Raw genomic sequence first — 12,606 nt, forward strand, 5'->3', positions numbered from 1 at the left:
CATGACGCCAGCTACCACCGGCAGCAAGCCGTTAAACATTCTGCTGGTGCGCGTCTCCTCGCTGGGCGACGTGCTGCATAACCTGCCGATGGTGGCCGACATCGCCCGCCACTACCCCGACGCGAATATCGACTGGGTGGTGGAGGAGGGCTATGTCAGTCTGGTGCGGCTTAACGCGCGGGTGCGCAACATCATCCCGTTTGCGCTGCGGCGCTGGCGCAAGAGTCTGGGCAAGCCGGAAACCCGCGCCGAAATGAAGGCCTTCTGGCGCACCCTGCGCCAGCAGCAGTACGATTATGTGTTCGATACCCAGGGCCTGCTCAAGACGGGCGTGATCATGGGCGCAGCGCGCATCGTGCCCGGTGGCCGCAAAGTGGGCCTGGCCAACGGTAGCGAAGGCTCGGGTTACGAAGGCATTTCGCGCATCTTCCATAACCTCAGCGTGCCGACCGATCCGCGCACCCATGCCGTAGCGCGTGGCCGTATCGTGGCTGGCGCTGCGCTGGGCTACGCAGTCGATACGCCGGCCGATTTCGGCCTGCCTGAAGTATCGCTGAATGAGCCGCGACCCGACTGGATGCCGGACCAGCCGTACGCCGTGTACTTCCATGGCACGGCGCGCGACGCCAAGAAATGGGCGCCGGAAAACTGGATCGCACTGGGGCGCGAACTGGCGCCTATGCCTATTCTGCTGCCTTGGGGTTCGCCGAAAGAACTGGCGGAAGCGCAGGTGCTGGCCGCTGGCCTGCCGAATGCGCGCGTGTTGCCCAAGCTGTCCATGGCCGATGCCATGCTGCTGGCGCGCCATGCAGGGCTGGTGATCGGCGTCGATACGGGCCTGACCCATATTGCGGCGGCCTTTGTGCGGCCAACGGTGGAAATCTATGCCGATTCACCGCGCTGGAAGACGGAAGGCAACTGGTCGCCGCGCATCCTCAATCTGGGCGATCAGGGCACGCCGCCCTCGGTGGCCGAAGTACTGGCCGCAGCCCGCAGCCTGCTGGCGCAAGGCTAAGGACTGCTGGCACCATTATGCGATTGATCTATTCCTTACTCTGGTGGCTGGCCTTGCCACTGGTGCTGACCCGATTGTGGCTGCGCGGCCGCAAAGAACCCGGCTACCGCCAGCACTGGGGCGAGCGGCTCGGTTTCTATGGCGCGCCCATGGCAGGCGCAGGGCAGGTGCTGTGGGTGCACGCCGTCTCGGTGGGCGAAACCCGCGCGGCCGAGCCGCTGGTGGATGCCTTGCTGGCAGCCTATCCGGACAGCCGCATTATCCTGACCCACATGACGCCGACGGGCCGCGCCACCGGCAAAGCTTTGTTTGCCCGCCATGGCGCGCGTCTGCAACAGGCTTATCTGCCGTATGACACGGCCAGCATGGTGGGACGCTTCATCCGCCATTTCCGTCCTGCCGTCTGCGTCCTGATGGAGACGGAAGTGTGGCCGAATCTGATTGCCGTCTGCGGCGCACGCAGTGTGCCGGTGGTGCTGGCCAATGCCCGTTTGTCCGAGCGGTCGTTGCGCAAATCGCGCCGCCTCGGTTCGCTGCTGCTCGACGCGGCGCGCGGCATTACGCTGGTGGCGGCGCAAACGCAGGCCGATGCCGAGCGGGTACGTTCGCTGGGCGTAGCGCGGGTGGAAGTCACGGGCAGCATCAAGTTCGATGTGGTGGTGGCACCGGCCGCGCTGCAGATCGGTGCGCGCCTGCGTGCTGCCATCGGCTCGCGCCCCGTGCTGCTGTGTGCCAGCACGCGTGAAGGTGAAGAAGAACTGATACTGGCTGCTTTCGAGCAGGCGCGTGCCAGTCTGCCGCAGGATGTGCTGCTGCTGATCGTGCCGCGTCATCCGCAACGCTTCGCCGATGTGGAAGCCATGATAGTCAGCCATGGCCTGCGTGTGCAGCGCCGCAGCGCGCTGGCGCTGGGGCAGGAATCGGCCACGCTGCAGGAAGACGGCGCGGCCAACCCTGCCGGACTGGCAGCGGATACGGATGTACTGCTGGGTGACTCGATGGGCGAAATGTTTGCCTATTACGCTGCCTGCGACTGCGCGTTCGTGGGCGGCAGCCTGCTGCCGCTGGGCGGGCAGAATCTGATCGAACCGGCCGCACTGGGTAAGCCTGTGCTGATCGGTCCGCATACCTTCAACTTTGCACTGGTGACGGAAGATGCGCTGGCCGCCGGTGGCGCGCTGCGCGTGGCCGATGCTGCAGAGCTGATGCAGACTGCGGCGCGGCTGCTCAACGATGCTGCCGCCCGCGACAGCATGGGCCAGCAGGCGCTCGCCTTCGCCAACCAGCACCGCGGCGCCACCGCCCGTACGCTGGCCTTGCTGCCTGCCCTGATCGCGCCGGACCAGCAGTCTAGCCGCTAAATTTCACGGAAACAGTACCGGCAATTCCTGCGCGCGCTTGCGCAGCAGGTTGCGGGCTTCTTCGTATTCGGGATAGATCAGGCCTACCGTATTCCAGAAGCGGGCGCTGTGGTTCATTTCGAGGATGTGCGCCAGCTCGTGCGCGATCACGTAGTCGATCAGCGGCAGCGAGAAGTGGATCAGTTTCCAGTTCAGGCGGATTTTGCGCTCGGCCGTGCACGAGCCCCAGCGCGTGCCGGCCGACGACAGGCCGAAAGCGCTGTAGCGCACGCCCAGCCGTTCCGCATACAGGTCGAGCCGCTGCACGAAGAGCTGCTTGGCTTCCTGCTGATACCACGCTTTGACGCGTTCCTTGAGCAGCTCTTCCGTCGCCCCGGGCACGAGGATGATGCTCAGGGTGCGCGTCTCGGCATCATAGCTGCTGCGGTTGCGGCCACCGACCAGCAGGCGCAGGCTGATGTCGCTGCCCAGATAGGGCAGCTTGGCGCCATCGACCCATTCCACCGGCGGTTTTTCGAGCCGCGCCGCACGGCGTTCGCGCCGTTCTTTCAGTTTGCTGAGTATCCAGTGCTGTTTGGCGTGGATAGCATTGTCGATTTCGGCGATGCTGATGCGCTTGGGCGCGGTGATGCGCAGCCCTTCATCATCAATCATGAAGCCTATCGAACGGCGGGTAGAGCGGCGTAGCGAATATTCGAGCACGAAGTCGCCCACCAGCAGTTGGCGCTTGGGCGGCTGCTCGGCCGTGGGCGGCGTGGCGGCACGCGGCTTTAAGGGAACGGCGGTTTGTGGTGGTGCGACGTAAGGAGAAACGGGTGGTGGCTGGCGCGGCGTGCCACCGGATGGCGTAGTCCATACCGGTTCGGTATAGACGGGCCGCGCAGGCGCTGCTTCGCGGCCGAACAGGTCTAGCTGGCTGGTGTCCGGCTTGGCCGGCTGCACCAGCGTGACCAGATCGTCTAGCCAGCGTTGTAGACGTGGGGCGAAATGACGCGCATTTCTGATTCTATCCAATTTTCCACCTGTTGCATCATCGCTTCCGGAGTCTGGCCTTCCGGTGAAATCGGTTTGCCTATCGATACTGTAACAAGACCGGGGCGCTTGATGAAAGAATTTTTTGGCCAGCATTCGCCGGAATTATGCGCAATCGGTACGACCACGGCGCCCGTTTCGATGGCGAGGCGGGTGCCGCCGCTTTTGTATTTGCCGGCCTGACCGACAGGGATGCGCGTCCCTTCCGGGAACATGATAATCCACTGGCCGTCCGCGAGGCGGCGCTTGCCGTGACGGACCACGTGCTGGAAGGCGTTTTTGCCTTGCGAGCGGTCGATGGGAATCATGCGCAGCAGCGCCATGGCCCAGCCGAAGAACGGGATGTAGAGGATCTCTTTTTTGAAGACGAACACCAGCGGACGTGGCAGATTAGGCAGCAGGAAGATGGTTTCCCATGCCGACTGGTGCTTGGCCAGTACCACGGCCGGCGCGTCGGGGAAGTTCTCCGCGCCTTTGATTTCGTAGCGGATGCCGCAGATGACTTTCAGGCACCAGATCATGAACACGTTCCAGCGCGCGGTGACGTAGAAGCGCTGGTTGTACGGCAGCGGCGCGACGAGGAAGCACACGCAGGCCCAGACGATGGTGGAGATCACCATGATGATGGTGAAAATCAGGGAACGTAAAAACAGTACGGGATGACCCAATGCAGACTCCAAAAACGGTTTAGCTGGCCGAGGACGATGCGGCGGCCGCATTACTCTTGAGTAGATGGTTGACCATGGCGGCGAGGTCGGGGAAGACCATGGTGCCGGGCGGCAGACCGCCCGTGGCCTGTGTCTTTTCGCCTTTGCCGGTCAATACCAGATAAGGGATGCAGCCGCTGACAAAGCCGGCCTGCAGATCGCGCAGCGAATCGCCCACGGTGGGCACGCCTTTCAGGCTGATTTTGTAGCGCTGCGAGATTTCCGTGAACATGCCCGGCTTCGGCTTGCGGCAATCGCAGTTGTCGGCGCCGGCGTGCGGGCAGAAGAAGATCGCATCGATGCTGGCGCCTACCTGCTGGGCCAGATTGTGCAGCTTCTGGTGGATCGCGTTAAGGGTGGCCATGTCGAACAGCTCGCGCGCAATGCCGGACTGGTTGGAGGCCACCACCACCTTGTAGCCCGCCTGATTCAGACGGGCGATCGCTTCCAGCGAGCCGGGTACAGGAATCCACTCGGCCGGCGATTTGATGAAGTCCGGCGAGTCGTGGTTGATTACGCCGTCGCGATCGAGAATGATCAGTTTCATGGACGGCGTTCCCATTTAGGCCGCCAGCTTGGAAATGTCGGCCACGCGGTTCAGCATGCCGTGCAGCGACGACAGCAGCGCCAGACGGTTGTTACGCAGCGCCACATCCTCTGCCATCACCATCACGTCGTTGAAGAAGGCATCGACGTCGTCACGCAACTGGGCCAGCGTTTTCAGCGTGCCCGTGAAATCGCCCTTGGCGAAAGCCGCATCGACTTCCGGCAGCACGCGCACCACGGCGGCATGCAGGTTTTTCTCAGCCACGTCCTGCAGCAGCGCGCTGTTCACGCCAGCACCGCCGGTGGCAGCCAGCGCTTCTTCGTTCTTCTTCAGGATGTTGGTGATACGCTTGTTGGCAGCGGCCAGCGAGGCCGACTCCGGCAGCGCAGCGAAAGCCTGTACCGCTTCCAGACGCTGCACGATATCGTCCAGACGGTCCGGATTCTGTGCCACCACGGCTTCGATTTCGTTCGGCGAGAAGCCACGTTCGCGCAGGATACCGCGCAGACGGTCGATCATGAACACGGTGACTTCGGCCGACGGGTCTTTGAAGCCGGCCACATCGCCGAACAGCGCAGCCGCTTGCGCCAGCAGCGTGCTGATGGCCAGCGGCAGACGTTTTTCGATCAGCATACGCAGCACGCCCAGCGCGTGACGGCGCAGTGCGAACGGGTCTTTATCGCCGGTCGGTGCCAGACCGATGGCCCAGATGCCGACCAGGGTTTCCAGCTTGTCGGCCAGTGCCACGGCGGTGCCGGTTACGGTCGAAGGCAGCGCGTCGCCGGCGAAGCGCGGCTGGTAGTGCTCGGAGGCGGCCAGTGCCACATCTTCGTGTTCGCCGTCGTTGCGCGCGTAGTAGGTGCCCATGATGCCTTGCAGCTCAGGGAATTCGCCGACCATTTCCGTGACCAGATCGGCCTTGGACAGTTTGGCTGCGCGGGTTGCCAGTGCAGCGTCGCCGCCGATGGCACCAGCGATGAAGGCAGCCAGCTTGGCCACGCGCTCGCCACGGGCAGCCTGGGTGCCCAGCTTGTTGTGATAGACGATTTTTTCCAGCAGCGGCAGACGCGATTCCAGCGTCTTTTTGCGATCCTGCTCGAAGAAGAACTTGGCGTCCGACAGGCGCGGACGCACCACGCGCTCGTTACCGTCGATGATGGCGGCCGGCGTATCGGTGGCGATGTTGGAAACGATCAGGAAGCGCGAGCGCAGTTTGCCCTTGCTGTCCGTCAGAGCGAAGTATTTCTGGTTGGTCTGCATGGTCAGGATCAGGCATTCCTGCGGCACGGCCAGATATTCTTCTTCGAATTTGCATTCGTAGACTACCGGCCATTCGACCAGCGCCGCCACTTCGTCCAGCAGGGCTTCCGGCATCAGCACCGTGTCGGCACCGGCTTTGGCCAGCAGTTCGGCGCGGATTTTCTCCTTGCGCTGTTCGACGCTGGCCAGCACTTTACCGGCGCTTTCCAGCGTGGCAGCGTAGCTGTCGGCATCAGCGATGGTGACCATGCGCTGACCCGGTGCGGTCAGGAAGCGGTGGCCTTCGCTGACGTTGGAGGCGGTCAGACCCAGCAGCGTGAGCGGAATCACGGTCGCGCCATGCAGCGCGATCAGGCTGTGGGCCGGACGCACGAACTGCACGGTGCTGCCGTCTGGACGCTGGTAGCTCATCACTTTCGGAATCGGCAGCTTGGCGACGGATTCTTCCAGCGCCGCCTGCAGGCCGCTGTGCAGCGCGCTACCGGCTGCCGTGTAGGTGTAGAAGAAGCTTTCGGCTTTGCCGTCCTGCGCGCGTTCCAGATCGGCTACTTGCAGGTCAGGGAAGCCCAGTGCGGCCAGTTTCTTGGCCAGCGGCGCGGTCGGGTTGCCATTGGCATCGAGTGCCACGGCGACTGGCAGCACTTTTTCGCGGATGGATTTATCGGGCGAAGTGGCGCGCACTTTGGTGATGGACACGGCCAGACGGCGTGGCGAGGCGAACGGGGTGGCAACGCTGTCGGCTTCGAGGAAGTCGCGCGATTTCAGGCCGTTGACGATGCCGGCGGCGAACGCTGCGCCCAGTTTGGCCAGCGCTTTCGGTGGCAGTTCTTCGGTCAGCAGTTCGATGAGCAGAGTTTGAGTCATAAGATTTATACGGTTTATTCAGCGGCGGCAGCGTTAGCCTGGGCAGGCAGCATAGGGAAGCCCAGACGTTCGCGCGAATCGTAGTAAGCCTGTGCAACCAGGCGCGACAGGGCGCGCACACGGCCGATGTAGGCAGCGCGTTCCGTCACGGAGATGGCGCCACGGGCGTCCAGCAGGTTGAAGCTGTGCGACGCTTTCATGATCTGCTCGTAGGCTGGCAGAGTCAGCTGGGCTTCGATCAGGCGCTTGGCTTCCGATTCGTGATTGTTGAACTGGGTGAATAGCAGCTCCGTGTTCGAATGCTCGAAGTTGTAGGCCGATTGCTCCACTTCATTCTGGTGGAACACGTCGCCGTATTTGAGCACTTTGGTCTCGCCGTTTTCTTCCCAGGTGGTCCAGATCAGGTCGTACATATTCTCTACGCCCTGCAGATACATGGCCAGACGCTCGACACCGTAGGTGATTTCGCCGAGCACGGGCTTGCAGTCCAGACCGCCCACTTGCTGGAAGTAGGTGAACTGCGTCACTTCCATGCCGTTCAGCCAGACTTCCCAGCCCAGACCCCAGGCGCCCAAAGTTGGCGATTCCCAGTCATCTTCGACGAAACGCACGTCATTCTGTTTCAGATCCAGACCCAGCGCTTCCAGCGAACCCAGATACAGGTCGAGGATGTTTTCCGGTGCCGGTTTCATGACCACCTGATACTGGTAGTAGTGCTGGCCACGGTTAGGATTTTCGCCATAACGGCCATCTTTCGGACGGCGCGAAGGCTGCACATAGGCAGCGCGCCAAGGTTCCGGGCCGATCGCGCGCAGGAAGGTGCCGGTGTGGAAGGTACCCGCACCCACTTCCATATCGTAGGGCTGGAGCAGGGCGCAGCCTTGCTTGTCCCAGTAGGTTTGCAAGGTCAGGATAATTTGTTGAAATGTCAGCATCTTGTGTCGTCAAAGGCGCGGCCTGTGGGCGCGCGGTGTGAGGTTCGCTAAAAAAACAATTTTAGCGGGTTTTACTAGTAGCCTGTAGAGATTAAGCGGCTTTTGGCCCCTTTTTTGTGCGCTGCGACCAAAACCATGCCGCTCCCAGCGACACGGCGGTGAGCAGCAGCAACAGGCGGTTGCCCCAGAGAATGTACGGGGTGTTGCCCTGCATGCCTTGCACGCGGGCGGCCAGCGTGCCGGTCTGGTTGACCGGCAATTGCTGCAGCACTTGTCCACGGCCATCGATCACGGCAGTGGCACCGGTATTGGTGGCACGCAGCATGGGGCGGCCCGTTTCCAGCGTACGCATCTGCGAAATCTGCAAATGCTGGGGAATGGCGATGGTGTCGCCAAACCACGCGAGATTGGAGACATTCAGCAGCATGGTGGCCGGCTGCTGGCCGGCGGCAGGCTGGTGCAACTGGGCTGCGATTTCTTCGCCGAACAGGTCTTCGTAGCAGATATTCGGCAGCACGCGCTGGTCACGAACGGTAAAGGCGGGCTGGATGTCGGCGCCACTGGTCTGGTCACCGAGCGGGATGGCCATCAGATCGACAAACCAGCGGAAGCCGAGCGGGATGAATTCGCCGAACGGCACCAGATGGTGCTTGTCGTAGCGGTAATAGCTGGCGCCCGGCTGGCCGGTGAGGCCCAGTACGCTGTTGAAGTAGGCAGTCTGGCTATCGGCCACGGGGATGCCGAGAATGAGCTGGCTGCCTGTGCTCTTGAGGAATTCGGCTACGGTCGGCAAGTAGTCGGTCGGCAACTGGTGCGGCAGCATGACGATGGCCGTTTCCGGCGTGGCGATCAGGTCGGCGGGCGCTTCCATGATGGCGCGCTGGTATTGGGTGATGGCAGCGGCCACATGGGCGCCATTGAATTTTTCATCCTGCGGCACATTGCCTTGCAGCAGGCGCACGCTGATGGGCTGGCCTTGTGGCGTGGTCCATTGCACCAGATTCAGGGCGGCGCCACCGGCCAGCGCAGCCACGACCGTGCCGGCAGCGATCCAGCGCGTGCGGTGGAAAGTCAGCAGCAGGGCGCCAGCCAGCGTGGCGGCCAGCCAGCCCAGACCGTACATGCCGATAATCGGCGCGAAACCGGCCAGCGGGCTGTGGTTGTGGGCATAGCCGGCCGATAGCCACGGGAAGCCCGTGAACAGCCAGCCGCGCAGCCATTCGGCCAGCGTCCAGCAGGCTGGCAGTACGAGTAGATTGGCGGCAGCCAGCGGCAGCGCCCAGCGCTGGCGCAGCCAGGCTGCGCCGCCCATGGCCAGTGCCACATACAGGCCCATGCCGGCGGCCAGCAGCAGCACGGCCAGTGCGGCCAGCGGTGCGGCCATGCCGCCATAGGTATGCAGGGAAACGTAGAGCCAGTGGGTGCCAGCGGCAGTCCAGCCCAGGCCGAAAGCCCAGCCGATCAGCGCTGCGCTTTTCACGCCATCGCTGCGCAGCACCTGATAGAACAGCGTGGCCAGACCCATGATCTGCAGTGGCCACCAGCCGAACGGGGCAAAGGCAAATACGCACAGGGCGCCGGCGATGGCCGTGATGGTCATGCGGCCGCGCGTGGAACGCTGCGGCCGTGGCTGGTTCGGATCGGTACGGCGAAAACGCATCAGGCGTCGTCGTCCGCCGTGCTGGCAGCCGGCAGCTTCTCTACCAGCAGCACGTGAATTTGACGTGCATCAGCGCGCAATACTTCGAAACGCATGCCTTCGTAGTCGAACACGTCGCCTTTGTGCGGCATACGGCCCAGATGCTTGGCGACCAGACCGCCGATGGTATCGACCTCATCATCGGGCAGGGCGGTGTCGAGCTCTTCGTTGAACTGGGAGATCTCGGTCAGGGCCTTGATACGCCAGCGCGGGCCATGAGCACCTTCCTTGATCGACAGGATGTTGTCTTCTTCTTCGTCGAAATCGTATTCATCTTCGATGTCGCCGACGATCTGTTCCAGCACGTCTTCGATCGTGATCAGGCCGGCCACGCCGCTGTATTCATCGACCACGATGGCCATGTGGTTGTGGTTGGCGCGGAAATCGCGCAGCAGCACGTTCAGGCGCTTGGATTCGGGAATGAAGATGGCCGGGCGCAGCATATCGCGCACGTCGAACGATTCTTCGGCGTAGTAGCGCAGCAAGTCTTTGGCCAGCAGGATGCCGATCACCTTGTCGCGTTCGCCTTCGATGGCGGGGAAGCGCGAGTGCGCCGTCTGCAGCACGGTGGGCAGCCATTCTTCTATCGGTTTGGCGATGTCGATCACGTCCATCTGGGAACGGGGAATCATGATATCGCGGGCGGACAGATCGGAAACCTGGAACACCCCCTCGATCATCGACAGCGCGTCGGCATCGATCAGGTTGCGTTCATGGGCGTCGTGCAGAACTTCCAGCAGTTCGGCGCGGTTCTCTGGTTCGGGGGAAATCAGTGCGGTCAGGCGTTCAAACAGTGACCGGTGGGGTTTAGCGTCAGTCTTGACGCTACTAGAGTGCTCTTGCATAGGAGGCGTGAGCCGTTGTTTCGATGGCCTATAGGATACACCAAATGGGAGTGGCTAGCCGATTTTGTCAGTTTGACCACTCCATTCGGGCGCTCAGGCGTAGGGATCGGCGTAACCGAGGGCAGCCAGCAGTTCCGTTTCTATGCCTTCCATTTCGGCCGCTTCCTCGTCTTCGAGGTGGTCATAGCCTTGCGCGTGCAGCACGCCGTGGATGATCAGGTGGGCGGCGTGTTCTTCCACACTTTTCTTTTGCTCGGCCGCTTCCTTTTCCAGCACGTCGGTGCACAGGATGATGTCGGCGCGGGTCGGTTCGTCTTCGGCAAATTCTTCGCCTTCGTTGTAGGCAAAGGTCAGCACATTGGTGGCGTAATCTTTTTCGCGGTATTCGCGGTTCAGGGCGCGGCCTTCTTCCGCATCGACAAAGCGGATGGTCAGCTCGGCCGGTGCGAACAGGGCAGCTTGTACCCAGCGGCGGATTTTCGGACGCGGCAGGGCGTCCTGCAAACGGGTATCGGCGTACTGGACGGACAGGGAGAGTTTATTTTTTGCGGACATTTTTGATCGCAGTGGCTTTGATTAAGGGGGCGATTTCCGCCTCATGGGTTTGCGCCGTTTCGTAGGCGTCGACAATGCGTGCCACCAGCGGGTGACGCACCACATCTTCACTACCGAAATGGCTGAAGGCAATGCCGCGCACGTCTTTGAGTACCTGCATGGCATCGATCAGACCGCTCTTCTGGCTCTTGTGCAAGTCCACCTGCGTCACATCGCCCGTAACCACGGCCTTGCTGCCGAAGCCTATGCGGGTCAGGAACATCTTCATCTGTTCCACCGTGGTGTTCTGGGCTTCGTCGAGGATTACGAAAGCATGGTTGAGCGTGCGTCCGCGCATATAAGCCAGCGGCGCGATTTCGATCACTTGCTTCTCGAACATTTTCTGCGTGCGGTCGAAGCCCAGCAAGTCGTACAGCGCGTCATACAGAGGGCGCAGATAGGGATCGACTTTTTGACTCAGATCACCGGGCAGGAAGCCCAGCCGTTCGCCCGCTTCCACGGCCGGGCGGGTCAGGATGATGCGTTTGATGGCATCGCGTTCGAGCGCATCGACGGCGCAGGCCACGGCCAGATAGGTTTTGCCCGTACCGGCCGGCCCCACGCCGAAGCTGATGTCGTGCTCGAGGATGTTGCGCAGATAGCGGATCTGGTGCGGCGTGCGGCCGCGCAGATCGCTGCGGCGGGTTTTCAGCACCGGGCTATCGATGCTGGGTTCCACAAACGGCGCCGCCACCACCTGGGCCACGGCGGCTGCATCGCCGCTGGCAACGGCGGCCACTTGCTGGCTGGTGCGCTGCTCGACCAGTGCCAGCTGCACTTCCTCGATAGGAATGACTTTCTGGGCTACGGCATAGAACTGTTCGAGGATCTGCACCGCGCGTTCGGCATTGTGGCCGCTGACGATGAATTTCTCGCCGCGGCGGAAGATGGTGACGTCGAGTGCGGCCGAAATCTGGCGCAGGTTTTCGTCGAGCGGGCCGCACAGGTGCGCGAGCCGCGTGTTATCCATCGGCTCGGGCACAAAGTAGTGGGGCTGAACGGGTGTTTTGGTTTTCAAGGTCGTGCTTTTCAGTAAGGCCGCCTGACGCGGCGCAGGCGCTAGTTTACCGTACTTTGCACCGCCCCCGCCTATGTAAAGACAGTCATGCCTGATGTAACAGTTTCCTACAAGTTCTTGCGTGCGCCACCTCCCAGCCCCATGTGCTGAAATATCCATGTTGCCAAGCTTTCTAGCTCGCGCTTGATACGGCTTAAGTTCCGCTCAGTGGGCGATGCAGGAATGCACGGTAATGCGCATAGAATTAAATTGCGCATATGGCAACTTGGCGCGGTCGGACTAGGTAAGAAATTGCAGCGCAGTTTGTATCTAAGTTGCATTTAAGTTCAGGCTTGCACACTCCATCCACCTAACCAATGAAGGAAACATCATGGCACATCATGCACTTGCTTCGCAGGAAAGCTATAACCCGAATCACTTGCTCGATATCTTGCTGGGCAAGATGCAGCTGAAAAACGATGCGGCGCTGTCACGTCTGCTGGAAGTTGCGCCGCCCGTCATCAGCAAAATTCGTCACCACCGTTTGCCTGTGGGCGCCTCGCTGCTGATTCGCATGCACGAAGTGACGGGCATGAGCATCCGCGATCTGCGCGACCTGATGGGCGACCGCCGCACCAAGTACCGTCTGTCCGATGCGCAAGGCCGACCGAAGCCGGAAGAGCGTCAGGCGCAGGATAAGGTCGAGGCCGGAAATTATGCGCGGCATTGATGCGCGCCCATTGCTGTAGT

At 61.9% G+C, this 12,606-nt stretch carries 12 protein-coding genes; 3 read left to right on the forward strand and 9 right to left on the reverse strand.

The annotated features are described in order from the left end of the window. Window position 1: 1 nt before the first annotated feature. Together waaC and waaA are read left to right on the forward strand one after the other, a co-directional pair. Complete coding sequence (gene waaC, locus GM655_RS01770) at window positions 2–1,015, forward strand: lipopolysaccharide heptosyltransferase I (protein ID WP_155432910.1); 1,014 nt, start codon at window positions 2–4, stop codon at window positions 1,013–1,015. 17 nt (window positions 1,016–1,032) lie between these two features. Continuing rightward, the gene (waaA, locus tag GM655_RS01775) at window positions 1,033–2,376 is read left to right on the forward strand and encodes a lipid IV(A) 3-deoxy-D-manno-octulosonic acid transferase (protein WP_155432911.1); all 1,344 of its coding nucleotides are present in this window, start codon (window positions 1,033–1,035) and stop codon (window positions 2,374–2,376) included. Between the two features lie 3 nt (window positions 2,377–2,379). Here the strand turns inward: waaA and GM655_RS01780 are convergent, their stop codons facing one another. The 9 genes from GM655_RS01780 to GM655_RS01820 form a co-directional block, all read right to left on the reverse strand. Continuing rightward, complete coding sequence (locus GM655_RS01780) at window positions 2,380–3,318, reverse strand: M48 family metallopeptidase (RefSeq protein ID WP_371866741.1); 939 nt, start codon at window positions 3,316–3,318, stop codon at window positions 2,380–2,382. A gap of 17 nt (window positions 3,319–3,335) precedes the next feature. Further along, window positions 3,336–4,028, reverse strand: a complete 693-nt coding sequence (locus tag GM655_RS01785; protein WP_371866742.1) for a lysophospholipid acyltransferase family protein — start codon at window positions 4,026–4,028, stop codon at window positions 3,336–3,338. Between the two features lie 67 nt (window positions 4,029–4,095). Next, window positions 4,096–4,662 carry a D-glycero-beta-D-manno-heptose 1,7-bisphosphate 7-phosphatase gene (gene gmhB, locus GM655_RS01790; RefSeq protein ID WP_155432913.1) on the reverse strand — a complete coding sequence of 189 codons (567 nt, stop codon included), beginning with the start codon at window positions 4,660–4,662 and terminating at the stop codon, window positions 4,096–4,098. A gap of 15 nt (window positions 4,663–4,677) precedes the next feature. After that, on the reverse strand, window positions 4,678–6,786 hold the full coding sequence (gene glyS, locus GM655_RS01795; RefSeq protein ID WP_155432914.1) for a glycine--tRNA ligase subunit beta: 2,109 nt from the start codon (window positions 6,784–6,786) through the stop codon (window positions 4,678–4,680). 14 nt (window positions 6,787–6,800) lie between these two features. Continuing rightward, a complete protein-coding gene (glyQ, locus tag GM655_RS01800; protein ID WP_155432915.1) occupies window positions 6,801–7,721 on the reverse strand; it encodes a glycine--tRNA ligase subunit alpha in 921 nt (306 codons plus the stop codon). A 91-nt stretch (window positions 7,722–7,812) separates the two neighbouring features. After that, on the reverse strand, window positions 7,813–9,381 hold the full coding sequence (lnt, locus tag GM655_RS01805) for an apolipoprotein N-acyltransferase (protein WP_155432916.1): 1,569 nt from the start codon (window positions 9,379–9,381) through the stop codon (window positions 7,813–7,815). Next, on the reverse strand, window positions 9,381–10,265 hold the full coding sequence (locus tag GM655_RS01810; RefSeq protein ID WP_155432917.1) for a CorC family transporter: 885 nt from the start codon (window positions 10,263–10,265) through the stop codon (window positions 9,381–9,383). The genes lnt and GM655_RS01810 overlap by 1 nt, the downstream gene beginning before the upstream one ends. Window positions 10,266–10,358: 93 nt before the next feature. Further along, a complete protein-coding gene (gene ybeY / locus GM655_RS01815; RefSeq protein WP_155432918.1) occupies window positions 10,359–10,820 on the reverse strand; it encodes an rRNA maturation RNase YbeY in 462 nt (153 codons plus the stop codon). After that, entirely contained in the window at window positions 10,804–11,877 is a 1,074-nt protein-coding gene (locus GM655_RS01820) for a PhoH family protein (protein WP_155432919.1), read from the reverse strand. Before GM655_RS01820 ends, ybeY begins: the two co-directional genes overlap by 17 nt. Before the next feature lie 370 nt (window positions 11,878–12,247). Here GM655_RS01820 and GM655_RS01825 point away from each other — a divergent pair, with 370 nt between their 5' ends. Then, a complete protein-coding gene (locus GM655_RS01825) occupies window positions 12,248–12,586 on the forward strand; it encodes a hypothetical protein (RefSeq protein WP_155432920.1) in 339 nt (112 codons plus the stop codon). Window positions 12,587–12,606: the final 20 nt, after the last annotated feature.

This window comes from Pseudoduganella danionis (assembly GCF_009720775.1).
In the GTDB taxonomy this organism is placed as follows: Bacteria; Pseudomonadota; Gammaproteobacteria; order Burkholderiales; family Burkholderiaceae_D; genus Rugamonas; species Rugamonas danionis.

Coding starts and splice junctions, on each gene's coding strand:
- lnt (WP_155432916.1), bottom strand. CDS start 9,381: ATGCGTTTTCGCCGTACCGATCCGAACCAGCCACGGCCGCAGCGTTCC.
- GM655_RS01785 (WP_371866742.1), bottom strand. CDS start 4,028: ATGGTGATCTCCACCATCGTCTGGGCCTGCGTGTGCTTCCTCGTCGCG.
- glyQ (WP_155432915.1), bottom strand. CDS start 7,721: ATGCTGACATTTCAACAAATTATCCTGACCTTGCAAACCTACTGGGAC.
- gmhB (WP_155432913.1), bottom strand. CDS start 4,662: ATGAAACTGATCATTCTCGATCGCGACGGCGTAATCAACCACGACTCG.
- GM655_RS01825 (WP_155432920.1), top strand. CDS start 12,248: ATGGCACATCATGCACTTGCTTCGCAGGAAAGCTATAACCCGAATCAC.
- GM655_RS01810 (WP_155432917.1), bottom strand. CDS start 10,265: ATGCAAGAGCACTCTAGTAGCGTCAAGACTGACGCTAAACCCCACCGG.
- ybeY (WP_155432918.1), bottom strand. CDS start 10,820: ATGTCCGCAAAAAATAAACTCTCCCTGTCCGTCCAGTACGCCGATACC.
- glyS (WP_155432914.1), bottom strand. CDS start 6,786: ATGACTCAAACTCTGCTCATCGAACTGCTGACCGAAGAACTGCCACCG.
- waaC (WP_155432910.1), top strand. CDS start 2: ATGACGCCAGCTACCACCGGCAGCAAGCCGTTAAACATTCTGCTGGTG.
- waaA (WP_155432911.1), top strand. CDS start 1,033: ATGCGATTGATCTATTCCTTACTCTGGTGGCTGGCCTTGCCACTGGTG.